Origin of the sequence: Actinophytocola xinjiangensis (assembly GCF_001921215.1) — a bacterium.
GTDB classification, from domain to species: domain Bacteria; phylum Actinomycetota; class Actinomycetes; order Mycobacteriales; family Pseudonocardiaceae; genus Actinophytocola; species Actinophytocola xinjiangensis.
Genome location: NZ_MSIF01000021.1, coordinates 1 through 21,975, shown reverse-complemented (window position 1 = coordinate 21,975; position 21,975 = coordinate 1). Strand labels below are relative to the sequence as shown.

General features: G+C 73.1%; 23 protein-coding genes and 1 pseudogene. 16 read left to right on the top strand and 8 right to left on the bottom strand.

Annotated features, from left to right (window positions below; translation table 11 throughout):
- Positions 1–15: 15 nt before the first annotated feature.
- Positions 16–1,530: an acyl-CoA synthetase gene (locus tag BLA60_RS31265; RefSeq protein WP_084735476.1), complete on the bottom strand. Its 1,515-nt coding sequence runs from the start codon at positions 1,528–1,530 to the stop codon at positions 16–18.
- A gap of 21 nt (positions 1,531–1,551) precedes the next feature.
- Entirely contained in the window at positions 1,552–2,592 is a 1,041-nt protein-coding gene (locus BLA60_RS31260; protein ID WP_075136634.1) for an LLM class F420-dependent oxidoreductase, read from the bottom strand.
- 89 nt (positions 2,593–2,681) lie between these two features.
- Between BLA60_RS31260 and BLA60_RS31255 the strand changes: the two genes are divergently transcribed.
- The 7 genes from BLA60_RS31255 to BLA60_RS31225 are packed head-to-tail and all read left to right on the top strand — an operon-like array spanning position 2,682 to position 7,821.
- Entirely contained in the window at positions 2,682–2,948 is a 267-nt protein-coding gene (locus BLA60_RS31255) for a hypothetical protein (protein WP_154814754.1), read from the top strand.
- Positions 2,948–3,244, top strand: a complete 297-nt coding sequence (locus tag BLA60_RS31250; protein WP_281257492.1) for a DUF6247 family protein — start codon at positions 2,948–2,950, stop codon at positions 3,242–3,244. Before BLA60_RS31255 ends, BLA60_RS31250 begins: the two co-directional genes overlap by 1 nt.
- Before the next feature lie 50 nt (positions 3,245–3,294).
- Complete coding sequence (locus BLA60_RS31245; protein WP_075136631.1) at positions 3,295–4,302, top strand: Zn-ribbon domain-containing OB-fold protein; 1,008 nt, start codon at positions 3,295–3,297, stop codon at positions 4,300–4,302.
- Positions 4,299–5,336 (top strand): thiolase domain-containing protein, encoded by a 1,038-nt coding sequence (locus tag BLA60_RS31240; protein ID WP_075136630.1) that lies wholly within the window; start codon positions 4,299–4,301, stop codon positions 5,334–5,336. The genes BLA60_RS31245 and BLA60_RS31240 overlap by 4 nt, the downstream gene beginning before the upstream one ends.
- On the top strand, positions 5,337–6,491 hold the full coding sequence (locus BLA60_RS31235) for a thiolase domain-containing protein (RefSeq protein WP_075136629.1): 1,155 nt from the start codon (positions 5,337–5,339) through the stop codon (positions 6,489–6,491).
- On the top strand, positions 6,488–7,357 hold the full coding sequence (locus BLA60_RS31230; RefSeq protein ID WP_075136628.1) for a TIGR03619 family F420-dependent LLM class oxidoreductase: 870 nt from the start codon (positions 6,488–6,490) through the stop codon (positions 7,355–7,357). Before BLA60_RS31235 ends, BLA60_RS31230 begins: the two co-directional genes overlap by 4 nt.
- 35 nt (positions 7,358–7,392) lie before the next feature.
- Positions 7,393–7,821 (top strand): nuclear transport factor 2 family protein, encoded by a 429-nt coding sequence (locus BLA60_RS31225; RefSeq protein WP_075136627.1) that lies wholly within the window; start codon positions 7,393–7,395, stop codon positions 7,819–7,821.
- On the opposite strand, the gene BLA60_RS31220 is transcribed toward BLA60_RS31225, so the two are convergent.
- Complete coding sequence (locus BLA60_RS31220) at positions 7,822–8,463, bottom strand: NAD(P)-dependent oxidoreductase (RefSeq protein ID WP_075136626.1); 642 nt, start codon at positions 8,461–8,463, stop codon at positions 7,822–7,824. It lies immediately after the preceding gene.
- Between the two features lie 61 nt (positions 8,464–8,524).
- On the opposite strand from BLA60_RS31220, the gene BLA60_RS31215 reads away from it, so the two are divergent.
- Positions 8,525–8,995: a MarR family transcriptional regulator gene (locus BLA60_RS31215; protein ID WP_075136625.1), complete on the top strand. Its 471-nt coding sequence runs from the start codon at positions 8,525–8,527 to the stop codon at positions 8,993–8,995.
- On the opposite strand, the gene BLA60_RS31210 is transcribed toward BLA60_RS31215, so the two are convergent.
- On the bottom strand, positions 8,989–10,212 hold the full coding sequence (locus tag BLA60_RS31210; protein ID WP_075136624.1) for a cytochrome P450: 1,224 nt from the start codon (positions 10,210–10,212) through the stop codon (positions 8,989–8,991). The two genes, BLA60_RS31215 and BLA60_RS31210, sit on opposite strands and share 7 nt — an antisense overlap.
- A gap of 107 nt (positions 10,213–10,319) precedes the next feature.
- Here BLA60_RS31210 and BLA60_RS31205 point away from each other — a divergent pair, with 107 nt between their 5' ends.
- From BLA60_RS31205 to BLA60_RS31185, 5 genes are read left to right on the top strand one after another with little or no spacing between them, the layout of a single operon-like run.
- A complete protein-coding gene (locus tag BLA60_RS31205) occupies positions 10,320–11,438 on the top strand; it encodes a steroid 3-ketoacyl-CoA thiolase (protein ID WP_075136623.1) in 1,119 nt (372 codons plus the stop codon).
- A gap of 47 nt (positions 11,439–11,485) precedes the next feature.
- Complete coding sequence (locus tag BLA60_RS31200) at positions 11,486–12,220, top strand: enoyl-CoA hydratase family protein (RefSeq protein WP_075136622.1); 735 nt, start codon at positions 11,486–11,488, stop codon at positions 12,218–12,220.
- Positions 12,221–12,230: 10 nt separating this feature from the next.
- Entirely contained in the window at positions 12,231–13,064 is an 834-nt protein-coding gene (locus BLA60_RS31195; protein ID WP_075136621.1) for a CoA transferase subunit A, read from the top strand.
- Positions 13,061–13,762 carry a CoA-transferase subunit beta gene (locus BLA60_RS31190; protein ID WP_075136620.1) on the top strand — a complete coding sequence of 234 codons (702 nt, stop codon included), beginning with the start codon at positions 13,061–13,063 and terminating at the stop codon, positions 13,760–13,762. The genes BLA60_RS31195 and BLA60_RS31190 overlap by 4 nt, the downstream gene beginning before the upstream one ends.
- Positions 13,762–14,823, top strand: a complete 1,062-nt coding sequence (locus BLA60_RS31185) for an NAD(P)H-dependent flavin oxidoreductase (RefSeq protein WP_075136619.1) — start codon at positions 13,762–13,764, stop codon at positions 14,821–14,823. The genes BLA60_RS31190 and BLA60_RS31185 overlap by 1 nt, the downstream gene beginning before the upstream one ends.
- Here BLA60_RS31185 and BLA60_RS31180 read toward each other — a convergent pair.
- The 3 genes from BLA60_RS31180 to BLA60_RS31170 are packed head-to-tail and all read right to left on the bottom strand — an operon-like array spanning position 14,795 to position 18,128.
- Positions 14,795–16,180, bottom strand: a complete 1,386-nt coding sequence (locus BLA60_RS31180) for a WS/DGAT/MGAT family O-acyltransferase (RefSeq protein WP_075136618.1) — start codon at positions 16,178–16,180, stop codon at positions 14,795–14,797. The genes BLA60_RS31185 and BLA60_RS31180 overlap by 29 nt on opposite strands.
- Before the next feature lie 38 nt (positions 16,181–16,218).
- Positions 16,219–16,989, bottom strand: coding sequence for an SDR family oxidoreductase (locus BLA60_RS31175; protein ID WP_075136617.1), 771 nt, complete (start codon positions 16,987–16,989; stop codon positions 16,219–16,221).
- Positions 16,986–18,128, bottom strand: coding sequence for an acyl-CoA dehydrogenase family protein (locus BLA60_RS31170; RefSeq protein ID WP_075136616.1), 1,143 nt, complete (start codon positions 18,126–18,128; stop codon positions 16,986–16,988). Before BLA60_RS31170 ends, BLA60_RS31175 begins: the two co-directional genes overlap by 4 nt.
- Positions 18,129–18,169: 41 nt before the next feature.
- Here BLA60_RS31170 and BLA60_RS31165 point away from each other — a divergent pair, with 41 nt between their 5' ends.
- The 3 genes from BLA60_RS31165 to BLA60_RS45830 are packed head-to-tail and all read left to right on the top strand — an operon-like array spanning position 18,170 to position 21,374.
- Complete coding sequence (locus BLA60_RS31165) at positions 18,170–19,006, top strand: enoyl-CoA hydratase (protein ID WP_075136751.1); 837 nt, start codon at positions 18,170–18,172, stop codon at positions 19,004–19,006.
- Positions 19,003–20,085 (top strand): acyl-CoA dehydrogenase family protein, encoded by a 1,083-nt coding sequence (locus tag BLA60_RS31160; RefSeq protein WP_075136615.1) that lies wholly within the window; start codon positions 19,003–19,005, stop codon positions 20,083–20,085. Before BLA60_RS31165 ends, BLA60_RS31160 begins: the two co-directional genes overlap by 4 nt.
- The gene (locus tag BLA60_RS45830) at positions 20,082–21,374 is read left to right on the top strand and encodes an acyl-CoA dehydrogenase family protein (RefSeq protein ID WP_075136614.1); all 1,293 of its coding nucleotides are present in this window, start codon (positions 20,082–20,084) and stop codon (positions 21,372–21,374) included. Before BLA60_RS31160 ends, BLA60_RS45830 begins: the two co-directional genes overlap by 4 nt.
- Here BLA60_RS45830 and BLA60_RS44350 read toward each other — a convergent pair.
- Positions 21,352–21,975: pseudogene (locus BLA60_RS44350) on the bottom strand (hypothetical protein); the annotation flags it as partial. The gene BLA60_RS45830 and the pseudogene BLA60_RS44350 sit on opposite strands and share 23 nt — an antisense overlap.

The window sequence follows — 21,975 nt, the reverse complement described above, 5'->3', positions numbered from 1 at the left end:
TGTGGGGCGGGCTGTTCAGCGGAGTTTTCTCTTGTACAGCTTGCCGTTCGGGTCGCGGGGGAGTTCGGTGACGTAGTCGACGGTGCGGGGGAGTTTGAACCGCGCCAGGCGGGTGGCGGCGAAGGCCAGCAGTTCCTCGGTCAGCGCGGTGCCCGGGGTGGCGTCGGGGGTGGGCGCGACGATGGCCTTGATCTCCTCGCCCCAGTCGGCGTTCGGTACGCCGATGACCGCGACGTCGGCGACCTTCGGGTGGCAGGACAGTTCGTTCTCGATCTCCGCCGGGTAGATGTTCACGCCGCCGCTGATGATCAGGTCGGCCTTGCGGTCGTGCAGGTACAGGTAGCCGTCCTCGTCGAGGTGGCCGAGGTCGCCGAGGGTGAACAGGTCGCCGACGTGGGACTCGCGGGTCTTGGCCTCGTCCTGGTGGTACTCGAACGTCGAGGTGCCCATGCGCAGGTAGACCAGGCCCGGCTCGCCGGGGCCCAGTTCGCGGCCCTGGTCGTCGAGGACGCGGACCACCGAACCCGGCCACGCCCGGCCGACCGACCCGGGCCGCGCCAGCCACTCGTCGGCGGTGATCGCCGTGCCGCCGCCCTCGGTCGCGGCGTAGTACTCGGTGACGACCGGGCCCCACCAGTCGAGCATCCGCCGCTTCACCTCGGGTGGGCACGGTGCCGCGCCGTGGATCGCGACCCGCAGCGACGACACGTCGTAGGCCGCCCGGACCTGCTCGGGCAGCGCCAGCAGGCGGCGGAACTGGGTCGGCACCAGGTGGCTGTGGGTCACCCGGTGCCGCGCCACCAGCGCGAGCATCCGCTCGGCGTCCCAGCCGTCCATCAGCACCGCGGTGTGTCCCAACTGGACGGAGTTGACGACGAAGTTCAGCACGGCGGTGTGGTACATCGGCGACCCGCACAGGTGCACGTGTCCGTCGAAGGGGTGCAGGCCGAAGATCCCGAAGAACCAGGTGGCCGCCGGCGGCACCTCGTCCGGGTCGGCGCCCGACAGCGCCCGGCGCACGCCCTTGGGCCGCCCGGTCGTGCCGGAAGTGTAGAGCATCGGCGACCCGGCGGTGCGCACGTCCGGTCGGCCGGTCTCGCCCTCGCCCAGCGTGGCCAGCGGCGCGAACCCCGGCACGTCGCCGACCGCGAACCGGGCCCCCGCCGGCAACCCGGCGCGCGCGGCGGCCTCCGTCGCGACCTCGCCGTGGCGTTCGTGCGCCACGAACGCCTTCGCGCCGCTGTCCTCGATCAGATAGGCGACCTCGGCGCCGACCAGGTGCCAGTTGACCATGACGACGTACAACCCGGTCTGGAACGCTCCGAAGTAGACGGAGGTGAGGTCGAACCCGTTGGGCAGCATGACGACCACACAGTCGCCGGGCCGCAGGCCCAGCGACTGGAAGCCCCGCCCGTACCGGTCGGCGGCCCCGGCGAGGTCACGGTAGGTCGCGGTGTGCCCGCCGGGATCGACCACGGCGGGGTGGTCGGGCCGATCGCGGGCGATGTTCCACAGTCCGATCGAGGCCACCGCCCCAATCTAGAACGCGTTTCAGTTCTCGGCAAGGACCGTGGCGATCTCCCGGACCTGCCCGGCGTCGCGCGCGCCGACCATCAGCATGGTCACGCCGAGATCTCCCCACTCGGCGACCCGCCGCCGGATCGTCGCCGCGTCACCGATGATCGTCGTCTGCGCCACCAGCTCGTCCGGCACGGCGGCCGCCGCCTCGGCGCGGCGCCCCTCCCGGAACCGCGCCCCGATCTCGTCGACGACCTCGCCGTAACCCATGCGCCGGAACAGGTCGGCGTGGAAGTTCTTCGTCGCCGCGCCCATCCCGCCCGCGTACAGCGCGATCACCGGCCGGTGCCGGTCGTACTCCGCCGCCGGATCGTCGGTGACGGTGACCGTCGCGCACGCCGCCACCTCGAAGTCCGCGCGCGACCGGCGCGCGCCCGCCCGCGCGAACCCGTCGTCCAGCCAGGTGTTGTACTCCTCGGCCAGCGCCGCGGTGAAGTACACCGCCTGCCACCCGTCGGCGATCTCGGCGGCCAGCGCGACGTTGCGCGGCCCCTCGGCGCCCAGCCAGATCGGCAGGTCCGCCCGCAGCGGGTGGGTGATCGCCCGCAACGGCCGGCCCAACCCGTCGGCCCCGGAACCGTTGTAGGGCAACGGATAGTGCGGGCCGGCACTGGTCACCGGAGCCTCCCGGGCGAGCACGTCCCGAATGATCGAGACGTACTCCCGGGTCCTGGCCAGCGGCCGGCCGAACGGCGCCCCGTACCAGCCCTCGACGACCTGCGGTCCGGACACGCCCAGCCCCAGGACGACCCGCCCGCCGGACAGGTGGTCCAGCGTCAGGGCGGCCATGGCCGTGGCCGTCGGCGCCCGGGCGGACAGCTGCGCGACCGCCGTCCCGAGGCGCACCCGGGTGGTCGCCGACCCCCACCAGGCCAGCGGCGTGAACACGTCCGACCCCCACGACTCGGCGGTGAACACGGCGTCGTACCCGGCCTCGTCGGCGGCGACCACCATCTCGGCCGCGTGCGGCGGCAGGCCGGCACCCCAGTACCCGAGCTGAAGTCCAAGTTTCATGCGGGCATGGTAGGGCGGGACACGGCGACCCGAATAGTTCACCCGTTCGATACCGTGACCTGTTCGGGCTGGTCACCTAGGCTGTGGACATGGTCCCCAATCCGTCGGTTCGTCACGATTTCCACGCCGCCTCGCCTGACGAGGTCCGGGCGGCACTGATCCCTGAGGAGCGGGCGGAGTTCGACCGGTCCGGCGGCGAGGACCTCGACGACTGGCGGCGCATCGCCTGGCTGACGGTGTCGTCGGGCCATCATGACTATCGCGAGATGTGGCGGCGTGCGGCCGCTGCCTACGCGGGAAAGGAGGTGCCTATGGCTGAGCCGTTCGTGGTGACCAAGGCGCGTCTGGGCTGCTGATGCGGTCGCACGATTTTCGGGCTGCCTCACCCGGCGAGGTTCTGGTGGCCCTCGTTCCGGAGGAGCGGGCGGAGTTCGAGCGTCAGTGGTGCCGGGCGGTGGAGATCGGTGATCCGGTGGAGGTGTCGCGGGTACTGGACTCCGGGCGTCGTCGAGCCGTGCTCGCTTCCCAGTTGGGGTATGACGGCTACCGGCGGATGCTCGAACGTGCCGAGCGCACCCTGCGCACCGGGGAGTCGATAGCTGGTGCCGTGTCGTGGGACGACCTCAAGGTGGAGCTGGGGTTGTCGGGGTGACGACGTGATCGGCCCTTGCCCGTCAAAGTAGAACCTGTTTCACTTGAGGGGTGACGTCCAGTCTGCCGCCGTTGTCCGCGCCGTTGGACATCGAGTTCGACTACACCCGGTCGCTCGGGTCGACGTTGGGGCGGTTCGCGACCGGGCTGGCCCAGCGGCGTGTGCTGGGCGCCCGGGGCAGCGACGGGCGGGTGCACGTCCCGCCGCCCGAGTACGATCCGGGCACCGGGGCGCCGTTGACCGAACTGGTCGAGGTCGGGCAGGTCGGCACCGTCGTCACCTGGGCCGCGCAGCCGCAACCCCTTGAGGGGCAACCACTTCGGCATCCGTTCTGCTGGGCGATGATCCGGCTCGACGGGGCCGACACGCCACTGGTGCACGCCGTGGACGCACCGCGCGTCGCCACCGGGATGCGGGTACGGGCGCACTGGGCTGACACCCAGGGCAACGGGATCCGCGACCTGGCCTACTTCGTTCCCGACGACGGTCAAGGCGACGGTCAAGGCGACGGTCAGAGCGGCGGTCAGGGCATTGGTCAGGGCGGCGGTCGAGGTGACGTGCGGACGCGGCAGGCGGAGGTCGTCACGACCGTCACCACGCCGATCCGGTTGCGGTACCGGCATTCCGCCTCGCCCGAGGAGAGCCGGTATCTGCGCGGGTTGGCGCAGGGGCGGATTCTCGGGCAACGCTGCCCTGCGTGTGACAAGGTCTACCTGCCGCCCCGGGGTGCCTGCCCGACCGACGGCGTGCCCACCGTGGACGAGGTCGAACTGCCGGACCGGGGCATCGTCACCACCTTCTGCATCGTCAACGTGCCGTTCCTCGGGCAGCGGATCACACCCCCCTACGTCGCCGCCTACGTTCTGCTCGACGGGGCGGACATCGCGTTCCTGCACCTGGTTCTCGGGTGCCCGGCCGACGAGGTGCGGATGGGCCTGCGCGTCGAAGCCGCCTGGAAACCCCGCGACCAGTGGGGAACCACCCTGGAGAACATCGACCACTTCCGGCCGACCGGCGAACCCGACGCCCCCTACGAAACCTATGCGGGGCACCTGTGAGTGAGGTCAGCGTCGTCTCCTACGCCGCGGCGCCGGACGTGCGGGAGACCGCCGGGACCACCAACGGCGTCGAGATGCTCGTACCGATCATCGGCGAGGCGCTGCGGGCAGCGAACCTCACCAAACACGACATCGGGTTCTGGTGTTCGGGATCCTCGGACTACCTGGCGGGGCGGGCGTTCTCGTTCATCGCCGCCGTCGACGCGATCGGCGCGTATCCGCCGATCAACGAGTCCCATGTGGAGGCCGACGCGGCCTGGGCGCTCTACGAGGCGTGGATCAAGATCCGGACCGGGGAGGTCGACACCGCCCTGGTCTACGGCTTCGGCAAGTCCTCGGCCGGCGAGCTGCGGCGCGTCCTGAGCCTGCAACTCGACCCGTACACCGTCGCCCCGCTGTGGCCGGACCCGGTGAGCCTCGCGGGGCTCCAGGCGCGGCTGGGCCTGGACCGGGGACTGTGGAGCGAACGGGACCTGGCCGAGGTCGCCGCCCGCAGCCGGGGTGCGAACCCGGCGGCGCCGGTGCACGAGCGGGTCACGGCCGAGGAACTGTTGCGCCGGCCCTACCTGGCCGACCCGCTGCGCCGGCACGACTGCCCGCCGGTCACCGACGGCGCGGCCGTCGTCGTCCTGGCGCAGGCCGGGCGGGCGCGTGACCTCACCGACCACCCGGCGCGGATCACCGGGCTCGCCCACCGCGTGGAGACCGCGCACCTCGGCGCCCGGGACCTCACCGCCTCACCCTCCACGGTGGACGCCGCCCGGGCGGCCGGGGTGGACGGGGTCGCGCTGGCCGAGCTGCACGCGCCGTTCACCCACCAGGAGATCATTCTGCGGCGGGCGTTGGGGATCGCCGGTGACGTCGACGTCAACCCGTCGGGGGGAGCGTTGGTCGCCAACCCGATGTTCGCCGCCGGGCTGGCGCGGATCGGTGAGGCGGCGCGGCGGGTCGCGCCGGGACAGCGGGCGCTCGCCCACGCCACCAGCGGGCCGCTGCTCCAGCAGAACCTCGTGTGCGTACTGGAGGGCGAGTAGATGACCCGCCACCTCGCCGCCGTCATCGGGGTCGGGCAGACCCACCACCGCGCGCGGCGCACCGACGTGTCGATGGCCGGGCTGTGCCGCGAGGCCGTCGACCGGGCGCTGGCCGACGCGGACCTGACGTTCGACGACATCGACGCCGTCGTGCTCGGCAAGGCCCCCGACCTGTTCGAGGGCGTCATGATGCCCGAGCTGATGCTCGCCGACGCCCTCGGCGCCACCGGGAAACCGTTGCTGCGCGTGCACACCGCCGGTTCCGTCGGCGGCTCGACGGCCAACGTCGCCGCGAGCCTCGTGCACGCGGGGGAGCACCGGCGGGTGCTGGCGGTCGCCTTCGAGAAACAGTCGGAGTCCAACGCCATGTGGGCGCTGTCGATCGCGCCGCCGTTCAGCCTGCCGGTCGGTGCCGGCGCCGGCGGGTACTTCGCGCCGCACGTGCGGTCCTACCTGCGCCGCTCCGGCGCGCCCGGCCACGTCGGGGCCGTGGTCGCGGTGAAGGACCGGCGCAACGGCGCGCTCAACCCCTACGCCCACCTGCGGCAGGCCGACATCACCCTCGAGTCCGTGCGGGCGTCGCGGATGCTGTGGGACCCCATCCGCTACGACGAGACCTGCCCGTCCTCCGACGGCGCCTGCGCGGTCGTCATCGGCGACGAGCCGGCCGCGCGGGGCCGGCCGGCGGCGTGGATCCACGCCACCGTCATGCGCACCGAGCCGACCACCTTCGCCGGGCGCGACCAGGTCAACCCCCGGGCCGGGCGGGACGCGGCCGCCGCGCTGTGGCGGGCGGCCGGCATCGCCGACCCACTGTCCGAAGTGGACGTCGCGGAGCTGTATGTGCCGTTCTCCTGGTTCGAGCCGATGTGGCTGGAGAACCTGGGCTTCGCCGCCGAAGGGGCCGGGTGGAAACTCACCGAGGCCGGCGAGACGGCCCTCGGCGGGCGGCTGCCGGTCAACCCGTCCGGCGGCGTGCTGTCGTCCAACCCGATCGGCGCCTCCGGGATGCTGCGGTTCGCCGAGGCGGCGATGCAGGTCATGGGCCGCGCCGGTGACCACCAGGTCGACGGCGCGCGGCGGGCCCTTGGCCACGCCTACGGCGGCGGGTCGCAGTACTTCTCGATGTGGGTCGTGGGAGCGCAGAGGCCATGAAGTTCACCGTCGCCGTCGCGATGAGCCCGCTCGACCAGCTCGGCGAGCTGGCGCGGACCGCGCAGGAGTGCGGGTTCGCGTCGGTGGCGCTGCCGGACTCGCTGTTCTACTCCGAGGCCGTGTCCGCGTCCTACCCGTACACCGCCGACGGCAGCCGGTTCTGGGACGAGACCACCCCGTGGGTCGACCCGTTCGTGGCGGCCGCGTCGATGGGCGCGGTGACGTCCACCATCCGCTTCTACACCCAGGTCCTCAAGCTCAACCCGCGCAACGCGCTGCTGCTGGCCCGCCAGGTCGGCTCGGTCGCGGTGCTCACCGGCAACCGGTTCGGGCTGGGGGTCGGCCTCGGCTGGTCGCCGGAGGAGTCCCGGTGGTGCGGCGGGCGGTTCGACCACCGAGGCGCCCGCGCCGACGAGGCCGTCGAGGTGCTGCGGCTGGTGCTCGGCGGCGGGATGGTCGAGTACCACGGCCGCTTCCACGACTTCGACCGCCTGCGGATGAGCCCCGCGCCGACCGAACCGGTGCCGGTGTACGTCGGCGGGCACACCGAGGCCGCGCTGCGCCGCGCCGCCCGCACCGGCGACGGCTGGACCTCGGCGATGATCCGCTTCGACGACCTGCGCGAGACCGTCGAACGGCTGCGGGCGCTGCGCGCCGAGTACGGCCGCGCCGACGAGCCGTTCGAGATCCAGGCGGTGTGCGTCGACCGGTTCGGCGTCGACGGGTACCGCGCACAGGCCGACCTCGGCGTGACCGACGCGATCGTCGTGCCGTGGGTGTTCCACGGCGTCGGCCTCGACGGCCCGCTGCGGGAGAAGAAGGACGGCATGAAGCGGTTCGCCGAACAGATCATGGAGAAGCTGTGAGTGAGCGTGTGGGCGAACCACCAACTCAGGGCGCGGTGACCTGGAACGGCCCGCAGGCCGCGCATCCGGCGCGCACGGCGGCGCGCCGGTCGATGGACGCGGTGTCCCGGGGCGCCAAACGTGACTGGCTCGCCCTGTTCGCCGACGACGCGGTCGTCGAGGACCCGATCGGCGTGTCGATGTTCGACCCCGAGGGCACCGGCCATCACGGCCGCGAGGCCATCGGCGCGTTCTGGGACAGGGCCATCGCCGGTGTGGAGCGGTTCGAGTTCGTCATCCGCGACTCGTTCGCCGCCGGGAACGAGGTGGCCAACGTCGGCACGATCACCGCCCACCTGCCCGGCGGGTCCGTCGTGGACACCGAGGGCGTGTTCACCTACCGCGTGGACGAGGCCGGGAAGCTGCTGTCGGTGCGGGCGTTCTGGGAGACCGACCGCGCGGCCGCGACATTCCGGCGGAGCTGATCAGCGGGCGATACCGACTGGTTGGCTGACGGTGGCCGGGTTGGTGAGGGCGGCGAGCATGGCGTCGGCGACGTCGGCGCGACTGGCGGACAGGCCGTTGGGGACGTTGGCGCCGATCGTCGTGCGGTAGTGGTGGGACAGGGGTTTGTCGGTCAGGCGCGGGGGGCGGATCACGGTCCAGTCGGTGCCGCTGGCGCGCAGGTCGGCCTCGACGGTGGCCAGGTCGTCGTAGACCGGGCGCAGGACGCGGGTGATCAGGGGGTAGGCGATCCACCGGCCGACGATGCTCTCGCCCTTCGGGGGTGGGCCCACCGGCATGGCGCTGACCACGACGATCCGGCGCACGCCGGTCGTGGCCATGGCGGCGAGGATCGTTCTGGTGGCGACCGTCGTGATTCCGGCGTCCCGGCGGCCGGCGGGGCCGATGCCGGACAGGACGGCGTCGGCGCCGTCGACGGCGCCGACCAGGGCGGCGGGGTCGGTCAGGGCCGGGACGACGGCGACGGTCAGGGACTCGTGGTCACCGACCGTGAACCGGGAGCGGTCGCGGACCACGGCGGTGACCTGGTGGCCCTCGTCCAGGGCCTGGCGCACGAGGTGGCCGCCGATCCTGCCTGTCGCGCCGAAAACTGTCAGCCTCATGGGTCACTCCCGTGCGGGTACATTGGGCTCTGCCACACATACAATATGAAAGTCATACTATATGAACAACGTACCAGAGGGGCGGTGGCGGCGCGGCGTCGTGGACGTGATGGGTGCGCTGCGGGAGATGAACAGCCAGCTCTCCCTGCTCAACCACCACGTCGGCCTGCGTCTCGCGCTGCGCGACGTCGACCTGGACTGCATCGACCTGCTCGCCCGCAACGGATCGCAGAGCCCCACCGCCCTGGCCAGGCTCGCCGGCCTGCACCCGGCCACCATGACCGGCATCCTGGACCGCCTCGAACGCGACGGCTGGGTGGTCAGGGAACGCGACCAGCGCGACCGCCGCGCCGTCACCATCGTCCTGCGACCCGAGCGCGGCGGCGAGCTGTACCGCCTGTTCGGGGGGATGCGCGCCGCCGTCGATGACATCTGCGCCGACCTCGACCCCGAGCAGCTCGCGCTGATCGCCGGGTTCCTCACCCAGGTCGCGGCCGCCGGCGGGCGGGAGGCCGAGGCGCTCGGTCAGTAGCGGACCAACAGCTCCTTCACGCCGTTGATCCAGCCCGACCGCAGCCGGCGCGGCTCGCCGGCGGCGCGGATGTTCGGCAGGTGGTCGGCGACGGCGTTGAAGATCAGGTCGATCTCCACCCTGGCCAGGTTCGCGCCGATGCAGTAGTGCGCGCCGGTGCCGCCGAAACCCAGGTGCGGGTTGGGGTCGCGCAGGATGTCGAAGCGCTGTGGGTCGTCGAACACCTCGGTGTCGAAGTTCGCCGAGCTGTAGAACATGCCGACCCGCTGGCCCCGGCGGATCTCCACGCCGCCGAGGGTGGTGTCGCGGGTCGCGGTGCGCTGGAAGGACATCACCGGCGTGGAGTAGCGCACGATCTCGTCGGCGGTGGTCGGTGGGCGCCGCTGTTTGAACAGCTCCCACTGCTCGGGGTTGGTCAGGAACGCGTGCATGCCGTGGGAGATGGCGTTGCGGGTGGTCTCGTTGCCGGCGACCGCCAGCAGCAGCACGAAGAACCCGAACTCGTCGGAGCCCAGCGCGTCGCCGTCGATGTCGGCGTGCACGAGCTTGGTGACGATGTCGTCCATCGGGCACTGTTTGCGCTGCTCGGCCAGGTGCCAGGCGTAGCCGATCAGCTCGGCGGAGGCGGCCTCCGGGTCGATCGAGTACTCCGGGTCGTCCGAGGCGATCATCTGGTTGGACCAGTCGAAGATCTTGTGCCGGTCGCCCTGGGGGATGCCGATCAGCTCGGCGATCGCCTGCAGTGGCAGCTCGCAGGCGATCTGGGTGACGAAGTCGCCGCCGCCCTTGGCCCTGGCCTCGGCCGCGATCCGCTCGGCCCGTTCGGCGAGCCGTTCGCGCAGGCGGTCGACCGCCTTGGGGGTGAAGCCCCGGGACACGATGCCGCGCACCTTGGAGTGCTGCGGCGGGTCGATGTTGAGCATGATCATCCGCTGGGCCTCGATCTTCTCCCTCGGCATGTCCGGGGTGAAGCGGATGATCGCGGTGTTCTCCGCGCTGGAGAAGACCTCGCTGTTGCGCGAGACCTCCTTGACCTCGGCGTGCCGGCTGACCACCCAGTAGCCGTCGTCGCCGAAGCCGGCGACGCCGTGGGGCTGCGCGTTCCACCACACCGGCGCCGTGGCGCGCAGCTCGGCGAACTCGGCGACCGGGATGCGTTCGGCGTAGAGGTCGGGGTCGGTGAAGTCGAAGCCGTCGGGAAGCCGCGGTCGCGCCACAGATGCCTCCAGCATAGTAGAACGCGTTCTATTTGATTGAAACACAGGCTCAGCCAGTAAGTGAAGTGCGCCTTGTTCGGTAAAGGAACTGGTTCTACTTTGGGTAGATGCGCACCCCGGTGATCGTCGCGGCCGTACGAACCCCGATCGGCCGTCGGCGCGGTGTCCTGTCCGGACTGCACGCGGCGGAGTTGCTCGGCGCCGCGCAACGCGCCGTCCTGGACCGGTCGGGTGTACCGGAAGAAATCGTCGAACAGGTCGTCGGCGGGTGCGTCACCCAGGCCGGCGAGCAGGCCGGCAACGTCACCCGCAACGCCTGGCTGCACGCCGGACTCCCGCCCGCCGCCGGCTGTATGACCGTCGACGCGCAGTGCGGGTCGGCCCAGCAGGCCGCGCACGTGGTCGCCGGACTGATCGCCGCCGGCGCCATCGACGTCGGCATCGCCTGCGGGGTCGAGGCGATGAGCCGGGTGCCGCTGCGGTCCAACGTCGGCGTGGACGTCGGCCGGCCCCGGCCGGACTCGTGGACGGTCGACCTGCCCGACCAGTTCACCGCCGCCGAGCGCATCGCCCGCCACCGGGGGCTGTCCCGCGCCGACCTCGACCGGTTCGGCGAACGCTCCCAGCGGCTGGCCGCGCTGGCCTGGGACGCCGGGCACTTCGCCGCCGAGGTCGTGCCGGTCGCCGGGGTGGAGCGGGACGAGGGCCTGCGCGCGACCACCCTGGACGGGCTCGCCGGCCTGCGCCCGGTCCTCGACGACGGCCTGCACACCGCCGGCACGTCCTCCCAGATCTCCGACGGCGCCTCGGCCGTGCTGCTGGTCGAGGAAGGGCGGGCGCGGGAGCTGGGGCTGAGGGCCCGGGCGCGGATCGTGGCCCAGTGCCTGGTCGGCGCGCGGACCCACTACCACCTGGACGGGCCGGTCGCGGCCACCGAGCGGCTGCTGGCCAGGACCGGGATGGCCATCGGCGACCTGGACCTGTTCGAGGTGAACGAGGCGTTCGCGTCGGTGGTGCTGTCCTGGATGTCGGTGCACGAGCCGGACCCGGACCGGGTGAACGTCAACGGCGGGGCGATCGCGCTGGGTCACCCGGTCGGCGGCACCGGCACCCGGCTGCTGACCACCGCGCTGCACGAGCTGGAGCGCCGGGGCGGGTCGCGGGCGCTGGTGGCGATGTGCGCGGGTGGGGCGTTGGCGACCGGGACGGTCATCGAGAGGTGCTAGGCTCAACCAAGCAAATGCTAGGTTAGGCGGCTAGGTTAGGCGGTCGCATGGGTGTGTCGAGCGGCTCCGGCGGGCCGGGAATCGTCGTGGTGACCCTGGACTTCCCGCCGGTCAACGCGGTGCCGGTGCGCGGCTGGTACGACCTGGCCGACACGGTCACCGCCGCCGGCCACGACCCCGACACCAGGGTCGTGGTGCTGCGGGCGGCCGGGCGCGGGTTCTGCGCGGGCGTCGACCTCAAGGAGATCCAGCGCGAGGACGCCATCGTCGGCGCGAACACCGGCTGCCACGCGGCCTTCGGCGCGGTCTACGACTGCGCGGTCCCGGTCGTCGCCGCCGTGCACGGGTTCTGCCTCGGCGGCGGGATCGGGCTGGTCGGCAACGCCGACGTCGTGCTCGCCGCCACCGACGCCACCTTCGGCCTGCCCGAGGTCGACCGGGGCGCGCTGGGCGCGGCCACCCACCTCGCCCGGCTGGTGCCCCAGCACCTGATGCGGGCGCTGTACCTCACCGCCTCGACGGTCACCGCCGCGCAGCTGCACCACCACGGGTCGGTGTACCAGGTCGTCGAGGCGTCCGAACTGGACGGTGCGGCGCTGGCGCTGGCCGGGGTGATCGCCGCCAAGGACCCGAGGGTGATCCGCGCGGCCAAGGCGGCGCTCAACGGCATCGATCCGCAGGACGTGCACCGCAGCTACCGCTACGAGCAGGGCTTCACCTACGAGCTCAACCTCACCGGTGCCGCCGGGGCGGCCAGGGCGGCGTTCCTGGAGCAGCGGTGAGGGAGAACCGGTGAGGGACAAGCGGATGACCGCCGACGAGGTGGCCGGCACGCTCACCGACGGGATGACCGTCGGCATCGGCGGCTGGGGCTCGCGGCGCAAACCGATGGCGCTGGTGCGCGCGATCCTGCGGTCGCCGGTGCGGGACCTGACGGTCGTGTCCTACGGCGGCCCGGACGTCGGGCTGCTGTGCGCGGCCGGCAAGGTCGCCGAGGTGGTGTACGGGTTCGTGTCGCTGGACTCCATCCCCTACGACCCGTGGTTCCGCCGGGCGCGGGAGACCGGCGCGGTGCGCGCGCGGGAGATGGACGAGGGCATGCTCCAGTGTGGACTCCGCGCGGCCGCGCACCGGTTGCCGTTCCTGCCGATCCGCGCCGGGCTCGGCTCGGACGTGCTCGCCGTTGATCCCGGCCTGCGGACCGTCCGCTCGCCCTACGGCGACGAGGAGGTGCTGGCCATGCCGCCGATCCCGCTGGACGTCGCGCTGGTGCACCTCAACCGGGCCGACCGGTACGGCAACGGCCGCTACCTCGGGCCCGACCCGTACTTCGACGACCTGTTCTGCCTGGCCGCCACCCGCCGCTACCTGTCCTGTGAGTCCATTGTGGACACAGCGGAGCTGGCCGGTCTCGGACCGCCGCAGTCGTTGCTGCTCAACCGGATGATGGTCGACGGCGTCGTCGAGACCCCCGGCGGCGCGCACTTCACCAGCTGCGTGCCCGACTACGGCCGCGACGAGCACTTCCAGCGCGCCTACGCCCAGGCCGCCGCCGGTGACTGGCCCGCGTTCGCCGACCGCTACCTCGCCGGCGACGAGGCCGCCTACCAGGCGGCCGTGTCGTGACCAGGGCCGAGGTCTGTGTGACCGCGTGCGCCGACCTGTTCGCCGGCGACGGCGAGATCCTGGCCAGCCCCATGGGACCCGTGCCGGCACTGGGCGCGCGGCTGGCCAGACTCACCACCGCACCGGACCTGCTGCTCTCCGACGGCGAGGCCACCCTGCTCGACCCGGCCGGCACCCCCGAGGGCTGGCTGCCCTACCGCGCGGTGTTCGACGTCGTGGCCCACGGGCGCCGGCACGTCGTCATGGGCGCCAACCAGCTCGACCGGTACGGCAACCAGAACATCTCCGGCATCGGCCCGCACGCCCGGCCCACCCGGGCACTGCTGGGGTTCCGGGGCGCGCCGGGCAACACCGTCAACCACCGCACCAGCTACTGGGTACCCCGGCACACGCCCCGGGTGTTCGTGCCGGCCGTCGACGTGGTCTGCGGCGTCGGCCACGACCGCGACGGCGGGCCCTTCCACGACCTGTACCGGGTGGTGACCGACCTGGCCGTGCTGGACTTCGGCGGGCCGGACCGCACCATGCGGCTGGTCTCGGTGCACCCCGGCGTCACCGTCGACGACGTGCTGGCCGCGACCGGCTTCACCCCGCACGTCGACGAGGTCGCGGTGACCCGCGAGCCCAGCGCCGCCGAGATCGCGCTGATCGGCGACCTCGACCCGGCCGGCGAACGCGACCGGGCGGTGCCCGGCTGATGGAGACCGCGCTGACCCGCCTGGTCGGGATCCGGCACCCGGTGGTGCAGACCGGGATGGGCTGGGTCGCCGGCCCGCGCCTGGTGTCGGCCGTCGCCCGGGCCGGCGGGCTGGGCATCCTCGCCTCGGCCACCATGACCCTCGACGAACTGCGCGCCGCCGTCGCCGAGACGAAGGCCCGCACCACCGCGCCGTTCGGGGTCAACCTGCGCGCGGACGCCACCGACGCCCCCGACCGGGTGGCCCTGCTGATCGACGAGGGCGTCGCGGTGGCCTCCTTCGCGTTGGCGCCCCAGGAGTCCCTCGTCGGGCGGCTCAAGGACGCCGGGGTGCTGGTGATCCCGTCGGTCGGCGCGGTGCGCCACGCGCGCAAGGTCGCCGGCTGGGGCGCGGACGCGGTGATCGTGCAGGGCGGCGAGGGCGGCGGACACACCGGCGGCGTGGCCACCACCCTGCTGCTGCCCTCGGTCGTGGACAGCGTGGACCTCCCGGTGGTGGCCGCCGGCGGCTTCTACGACGGCCGGGGCCTGGCCGCCGCCCTGGCCTACGGCGCCGCCGGGGTCGCCATGGGCACCCGGTTCCTGCTGACCGAGGAGAGCACCGTCCCCGACCAGGTCAAACAGGCCTACCTGGACAGCGACCTGACCGGCACGGTCGTCACCACCCGCGTCGACGGCGTGCCGCACCGGGTGCTGCGCACCGACCTGGTGGCCGCCCTGGAACGCTCCGGCCGGCTCACCGGCCTGCCCCGCGCGCTGCGCAACGCCGCCCGCCTGCGCCGGCTGACCGGCCTGACCTGGGCGGACCTGCTGCGCGACGGCCGAGCCATGCGCCGGGGCCGCGACCTGAGCTGGGCGCAGGTCCTGATGGCCGCCAACACCCCGATGCTGCTGCGCGCCGGGCTGGTCGAGGGCCGCACCGACGCCGGGGTGCTGGCCGCCGGTCAGGTCAGCGGCGCCATCACCGACCTGCCCGCCTGCGCCGAACTGGTCGCCGGGATCGTGGCCGACGCGGAGGCGATCATCGCCGGGCTCAGCACAGGGCCTTCTCCAGGTCGGTGAGCGACTCCTCCAGCAGGCCCAGCAGCCGTTGCAGGTGCGGGACCGTGCGCCGGCAGCCGGTCAGACCGAACTCCAGACTCTCGGCGTAGCTGGTGACGGTGATGTTGAGCGCCTGGCCCTCGTAGGGGATCGACAGCGGGTACACGCCCTGCATCCGCGCGCCGTTCCAGTACAGCGGCCGGCGCGGGCCGGGGACGTTGGAGATCATCACGTTGAACGCCGGCGGGGTGACCGTCGTCAGGCCCGGGATCGTCCCGATCGCCAGCGGCACCAACGGGATCGCGCTCAGCGCGGTGACCTGGAGGCGGCTCATGCCGTGGTAGACGGCCTTGCCGCGCAGCATCGACTCGTGGATGGTCCGCAGCCGGGCGGTGGGGTCGGGGTCGGTGGTGGCCAGGTCGCACAGGATCAGGCCGATCGCGTTGCCGCCCAGCGCGGTCTCGCCGGCCGGTGTCCGGGTGCGCAGCGACATCGGCACGGCCGCGACCAGCGGCCTGTCCGGCAGCCGGCCCAGGTCGATCATGTACTGGCGCAGCGCGCCCGAGCACATCGCCAGCATGACGTCGTTCACCGTGGTGCCCGAGGCGCGGCCAACGGCCCGGATCCGCTCCAGCGGCCAGCCCTGCGCGGCGAACCGGCGGGCGCCGGTGATCGGCACGTTGAACATCGACTTCGGCGCCTGGAACGCCAGGGTCGCCGACTGCTCGCGGAACGCCTCGTTGACCACCCGCGCGGCCGCCGAACCCAGCCCGGCGACCTCCTTGACGAACGCCGACACCGCCGCGAACGGGTCGGGCGGGTCGGCGTCGCGCCGGCCGGGGCGGTCGAACACGTCGGTGCGCACCGGCGGGGACCACGGCGGGCGCACACCGCGGTCGTCGGGGTCCTCGGACAGCGTCGACCCGAGCAGGCGTAACGCCGACACGCCGTCGAGCAGCGCGTGGTGGATCTTGCTGTAGGTGGCGAACCTGTTGTCCCCCAGGCCCTCGATGATGGTGAACTCCCACAGCGGGCGGTGCCGGTCGAGCAGCGTGCCGTGCAGCCGCGAGGTCAGCTCCAGCAGCTCGCGGATCCGGCCGGGCCGGGGCAGACCCGAGTGCCGCACGTGGTACTCGACGTCGAGCTGGTCGTCGTTGGTCCAGGCGAACTGGCCGAGCACACCGACCGGGCCGCGCGGTCGGCGGCGGAACAGCGGCCGGACGTCGACGGTCTCCAGCAGCTGGCGGTGCAGGTCGCTGACGTAGTCCGGGCCGGCGCCGTCGGGGAGCTCGAAGAGCTGGAGGCCGCCGACGTGCATCGGGTGTTCGCGGGCCTCGGCGAGCAGGAACATCGAGTCCGTCACGGGCATGATGGCCATCGGGCACCTCCTTGGCGGTGAGGGTAGCCCGAGGCGGGTCACGGGTGCTGGCTGCTCACCGAGATGACCTCGCCGGTCAGGTAGGAGGCGTAGTCGCTGGCCAGGAAGGCCACCACGGTGGCCACCTCCCACGGCAGCGCGGCGCGGCCGAACGCCTCCCGGGCGGCCAGCGTGGCCAGCAGCTCCTCGCTGGTGACCTTGGCCAGGAACGGGTGCGCGGCCAGGCTCGGCGCCACCGCGTTCACCCGGATCCCGTGCTCGGCGACGTCCAGCGCCGCGCAGCGGGTCAGCGCCATCACCCCGGCCTTGGCGGCGGCGTAGTGCGCCTGGCCCCGCTGGGCGCGCCAGCCCACGACCGAGGCGTTGTTGACGATCGCGCCGCCCTCGCCCTGCTCGACGAGGTGGCGCAGCGCGGCGCGGGTGGCGCGCAGCGTGCCGGTCAGCGTCACGTCGATGACCCGCGACCACTGCTCGTCGGACATCTCCAGCACCGACGCCGTCCCGCCGAGGCCGGCGTTGTTGACCAGCACGTCCAGCCGGCCGAAGTGCGCCACCGTGCCGTCGACCAGCGCCTGGACCTGGTCCTCGACGGTGACGTCGCAGGCGATGGCGTGCACCGCGTCCCCGTGCCCGGCGCGCAGCCCGGCGGTCGTGTCGGCCAGGCGGCGTTCGTGCCGGTCGCTGACCACGACCCGGGCGCCCTCGGCCAGGCAGCGGTCCACCACGGCCGACCCGATGCCGGTGCCGGCGGCGGCGGTGACCACGACGACCTTGCCGGACAACAGGTTCCGGCCGGCGGGCGCGTTCATCCGATCACCTCGCGGGGCAGGCGCAGGATCCGCTCGGCGATGACGTTGCGCTGGATCTCGTTGGCGCCGCCGTAGATCGTGTCGGCCCGGCTGAACAGGTACAGCCGCTGCCAGTCGGTCGGCCCGTCGTCGGCGGTGAGCAGGCCGGCGGTGCCGAGCACGTCCATCGCCAGGTCGCCGAAGGCGCGGTGCCAGGTGGCCCACAGCAGTTTGGTGACCGACGACTCGGGGCCGGTGCCGCCGAGGGTGCGCAGGGCGTGCGAGCGCAGCACGTCCAGGTCCAGGGCGGCCCTGGCCAGGCGGTGGCGCAGCAGCGGGTCGTCGGCCGCGCCGGTGGAGCGGGCCAGGTCGACCAGGGCGTCGAGTTCGTGGCGGAAGCCGACCTGCAGGCCGAGGGTGGACACGCCGCGTTCGAAGCCGAGGGTGCGCCTGGCGACCCGCCAGCCGTCGCCGGGTTCGCCGACGACCAGGTCGGCGGCGGTGCGGGCGCCGTCGAAGAAGACCTCGTTGAACTCGGCGCCGCCGGTGAGCTGGGTGATCGGGCGGACGGTGACGCCGGGCTGGTCCAGCGGGACCAGCAGGTAGGACAGGCCGGCGTGGCGCCGCGAGCCGGGGGTGGTGCGGGCCAGGACGAAGCACCACTGGGCGACGTGGGCGAGCGAGGTCCAGACCTTCTGGCCGTCGATCACCCACTCGTCGCCGTCGCGGCGGGCGGCGGTGGTGACCGACGCCAGGTCCGAGCCGGCCTCGGGTTCGGACCAGCCCTGACACCACAGTTCGCCGACCGCGCGGATCGGCGGCAGGAACCGGGCCCGCTGGGCAGGGGTGCCCAGGGCGATGAGCGTGGGGCCCAGCAGTTCCTCGCCGAGGTGGCTGACCCTGGCGGGGCCCCTGGCCCGCGCGTACTCCTCGTGGAAGGCGACCTGGTGGGCCAGGTCCAGGTCCGCGCCGCCGTGTTCGGCCGGCCAGCCGAGACAGGTCCAGCCGGCGGCGGCCAGGTGCCGGTCCCAGGCCAGGCGCCGCCCGAACGACTCGTGTTCGCGGCCGGGGCCGCCGCGCCCGCGCAGGTCGGTGAACTCGCCGGAAAGGTTGTCGGACAGCCATTCGCGCACCGTCGCGCGGAACTCGGCGAGGCCCATAAGTGCTACCCTACCAAGCAATTGCTTTGGAGGTGGTCGACGTGCCGGCCGAGGTCGTCCGCTACGAACGCGACGGTCCGGTCGCGACCGTCACCCTGAACCGCCCCGAGTACCGCAACGCCCAGAACTCCGCCATGACCTACGCCCTGGACGACGCGTTCACCCGCGCCGTGGACGACGACGAGGTGGCGGTCATCGTCCTGGCCGGCGCCGGCGAGCACTTCTCCGCCGGCCACGACATCGGCACCCCCGAACGCGACGTCGACACCAGCTTCCCGCGCCGCGCCGTGCTGTGGTGGGACCACGTCGGCCGACCCGGCGGCGACCAGCGCTACGCCAGGGAGATGGAGGTCTACCTCGGCATGTGCCGGCGCTGGCGGGAGATCCCCAAACCCACCATCGCCATGGTGCACGGCGCGTGCATCGCCGGCGGTCTCATGCTGGCCTGGGTGTGCGACCTGATCGTCGCCGCCGACGACGCGTTCTTCGCCGACCCGGTGGTGGCGATGGGCATCCCCGGCGTGGAGTACTTCGCCCACCCGTGGGAGCTGGGACCGCGCGCCGCCAAGGAGTTCCTGTTCACCGGCAACCGGTTCGACGCCCACCGCGCGCGCGAACTCGGCATGGTCAACCAGGTCGTGCCGCGCGCGGAACTCACCGCGCGGACCCGTGAACTCGCCGGCCGGATCGCCCGGATGCCCCCGTTCGGCCTGGCGCTGGCCAAACGCGCGGTCAACCAGGCCGAGGACCAGATGGGGCTGCGCACCGGGATGGAGTCGGTGTTCGGCCTGCACCACTTCGCCCACGCGCACAACGCCGAGACCTCCACCGACGCCCTCGCCGGGCTCGACGCCCGCGCGATGCGCGAGCGCCGGTGACCGGGCTGGCGGCGCTGGCCCGCACGTGGCTGGCCGCCAACGTGCCGGCCCAACCGTTGCCGCCGATGGACACCGAGGCCGGCTTCGCCGCGCACCGCGCGTGGGAACACCGCCTCGCCGAGGCCCGACTGTCCACAGTGTCCTGGCCGGCGGCCTACGGCGGCCGGGACGCCTCGGTGCGCGAATGGCTGGCCGTCGAACAGGAGTACTGGGCGGCCGGCGCCCCGGCCAGGGTCAGCGGCAACGGCATCGCGCTGCTCGGCTCGACCCTGCTCACCCACGGCACCGCCGAGCAGCGCGCGCGGATCCTGCCGGCGATGTCGCGCGCCGACGAGATCTGGGCCCAGGCCTGGTCCGAACCGGAGGCCGGCAGCGACCTGGCGGCCGTACGCGCCACCGCCACCCGCACCGACGGCGGCTGGCTGCTGTCCGGCCAGAAGACCTGGAGTTCCCGCGCCGCCTTCGCCGACCGTGCGTTCGGCCTGTTCCGCAGCGGGGCGCGGCGCCACCACGGCCTCACCTACCTGATGTTCGACCTGCGCGCCCCCGGCGTCACCGTCCGCCCGATCACCCAGCTCACCGGCACCCCCGGCTTCGCCGAGATCTTCCTCGACGACGTGTTCGTGCCCGACCGCGACGTCATCGGCGAACCCGGCGACGGCTGGCGGATCGCGATGAGCACCGCCGGCCGGGAACGCGGCCTGACCCTGCGGGCGCCCGGCCGGTTCCTGGCCGCCGCCGACCGCCTGCTCGACCTGTGGCGCGCCCGCCCCGACCCGGCACTGCGCGACGACGTCGTCGACGCGTGGATCGGCGCGCGGGCCTACCACCTGCACACCCTCGCCGGCCTCGACTCCGACGCCGCGCCGGGCGCGGAGGCCAGCCTCACCAAGGTGTTCTGGTCGGAGCTGGACCTGACCCTGCACGAGACCGCGCTGAGCCTGCTCGGCGCCGACGCCGAACTCGACGCGCCATGGCGCGACGCCCACCTGTTCGCCCTGGCCGGCCCGATCTACGCCGGCACCAACGAGATCCAGCGGACCGTGATCGCCGAACGCCTGCTCGGCCTGCCCCGATGACGCCCACCGACGAGCACCGCCAACTCGCGGCCAGCCTGCACGACCTGTTGTCCGACACCGACACCGCCGCCCTGACCCGCGACTGGGCCGCCGGCGAGCACGCCGCCGGGCTGGCCCTCCTCGCCCGGCTGGCCGACCTCGGCGCGTGCGGACTGGCCGTGCCGACGCGGTTCGGCGGGCTGGGCGCCGGGGCGGTCGAACTGGCGGTGGTGTTCGAGACGCTGGGCCGCCACGCCGTGCCCGGCCCGCTGGTGGAGTCCTTCGCCGTGGTGCCGGCGGTGGTGGCCGCGCTGCCGGTCGCAGCCGGGCTGCTGCCCCGGCTGGTCGCCGGCGAGCTGGCGACGGTGGCCCTGCCGGCGCTGCCGGTGCTGCCCCCGTGGCCTCCGGCCCCCGGTGACCACGTTACCGACGGGCCCCGACAGTTCCCGGCCCTGGACGGGGCGGCTGTGGACAACGGCGAACAGCTGGCGGCTGGCACCGATTCCCGAGCTCTACCGGGGCCAGGCCACGGGGATCCCCCCGTTTTCCAGTCTACCGACCAGGGCCGACAGTTCCCGGCCACGAACAAGACTCCTGTGGACAACCGCGAACGACCGACGATGGCACCGATTCCACAGTTTCCCGGGTCGGGCCGCGGGGATCCCCCCGTTTTCCAGTCTAGCGGCGGGCACCGACAGTTCTCGTCGGGAAGGCCGGGGGCTGTGGATGCCGGCCTCGCGCCTGACGCCGACGTCGCCACGCCGTTGCTGGTCATCGGCTCGACCGTCTACACAGGACTTGTCGGGGAGCGGTCGGAGTCCGTCGATCCCGCGCGGCGGCTGTTCGCGCTGACACCGGGGGAGGCGCTCGGGCCGGCCGGTGACGGGTTCGGTCTCGGCGTGGTCTGTGTCGCCGCGCGGCTGCTGGGGCTGGGTCACGGGATGCTCGACCTGGCCTGCGCCCACGTCCGGGCGCGGCGGCAGTTCGGCCGGCCGGTCGGGGAGTTCCAGGCTGTCAAACACCAGCTGGCCGACGTCCTGGTGGCCCTGGAGTTCGCCCGGCCGCTGGTGTTCGAGGCCGCCAGGACCCTCGCCGCCCGCGACGTCTCGGCCGCCAAGGTGGCCGCCGCCGACGCCGCCTACCTCGCCGCCCGCACGGCCCTGCAGGTGCACGGCGCGCTCGGCTACACCCAGGAGTACGACCTGGCCCGGCGGCTGCTCGCGGTGCGGGCGCTGCGCGAGGCGTGGGGCACCCGGTCCTGGCACCGCGCCAGGGTGCTCGACGCGCTCACTGCGCCAGCGAGTCGATGACCAGCTTGCCGTTCTCCCTGGTGACCCGCACGTGCCGCTTGATCTGCTGGGAGCCGTCACCCTTGGTGAAGGTGACGTCGACCGGCACGTTCAGCGAGTTGTCGGCGTTGGGGGTGACGCCGTTGGCGTTGCGGGAGCTGACGTTGGTGTAGGTCGACCAGTACTCGTCGAACGCCTCGCGGCTGCCGAAGAGGTTCTGCGCGTTGGAGGAGAGCATCGCCCAGCGCGCCGCCGGGTCGGTGAACGTGCCGTAGTAGTTGATCACCAGCTGGCCGGCCTCGCTCCAGCCGATCGGCGCGCTGGGCGGGATCGGCGTCGGCGTGGGCGTCGGCGACTCCGAGGACTCCGCCGGCCGCTGCGCCGACGAGCTCACCGAGGACGGCGGCGGACCCGCCTGCCGGTCGTTCCCGTCACCGGAGGAGTTGATCATCAGGACCGTGGTCACGGCCGCCGCCAGCACCACGACGGCCGACACCGCGACGATCATCAGGTTGCGCTGCGGGGCCGCCTTCGGGCCGGGCACCGGCCGTGACGCGACGGCGGCGGTCGGCAGCGCGGCGGTGGCCGTGGCGGCCGGCGGCGGCGGGAGCACGGCGACCGG

Bases quoted from the DNA above. Each gene is read 5' to 3' on its own strand.
- BLA60_RS31260 (WP_075136634.1), bottom strand. From the start codon at position 2,592: ATGAAACTTGGACTTCAGCTCGGGTACTGGGGTGCCGGCCTGCCGCCG.
- BLA60_RS31215 (WP_075136625.1), top strand. From the start codon at position 8,525: ATGAACAACGTACCAGAGGGGCGGTGGCGGCGCGGCGTCGTGGACGTG.
- BLA60_RS45830 (WP_075136614.1), top strand. From the start codon at position 20,082: ATGACGCCCACCGACGAGCACCGCCAACTCGCGGCCAGCCTGCACGAC.
- BLA60_RS31175 (WP_075136617.1), bottom strand. From the start codon at position 16,989: ATGAACGCGCCCGCCGGCCGGAACCTGTTGTCCGGCAAGGTCGTCGTG.
- BLA60_RS31255 (WP_154814754.1), top strand. From the start codon at position 2,682: ATGGTCCCCAATCCGTCGGTTCGTCACGATTTCCACGCCGCCTCGCCT.
- BLA60_RS31170 (WP_075136616.1), bottom strand. From the start codon at position 18,128: ATGGGCCTCGCCGAGTTCCGCGCGACGGTGCGCGAATGGCTGTCCGAC.
- BLA60_RS31230 (WP_075136628.1), top strand. From the start codon at position 6,488: ATGAAGTTCACCGTCGCCGTCGCGATGAGCCCGCTCGACCAGCTCGGC.
- BLA60_RS31220 (WP_075136626.1), bottom strand. From the start codon at position 8,463: ATGAGGCTGACAGTTTTCGGCGCGACAGGCAGGATCGGCGGCCACCTC.
- BLA60_RS31180 (WP_075136618.1), bottom strand. From the start codon at position 16,180: ATGGCCATCATGCCCGTGACGGACTCGATGTTCCTGCTCGCCGAGGCC.
- BLA60_RS31200 (WP_075136622.1), top strand. From the start codon at position 11,486: ATGGGTGTGTCGAGCGGCTCCGGCGGGCCGGGAATCGTCGTGGTGACC.
- BLA60_RS31250 (WP_281257492.1), top strand. From the start codon at position 2,948: ATGCGGTCGCACGATTTTCGGGCTGCCTCACCCGGCGAGGTTCTGGTG.
- BLA60_RS31205 (WP_075136623.1), top strand. From the start codon at position 10,320: ATGCGCACCCCGGTGATCGTCGCGGCCGTACGAACCCCGATCGGCCGT.
- BLA60_RS31235 (WP_075136629.1), top strand. From the start codon at position 5,337: ATGACCCGCCACCTCGCCGCCGTCATCGGGGTCGGGCAGACCCACCAC.
- BLA60_RS31185 (WP_075136619.1), top strand. From the start codon at position 13,762: ATGGAGACCGCGCTGACCCGCCTGGTCGGGATCCGGCACCCGGTGGTG.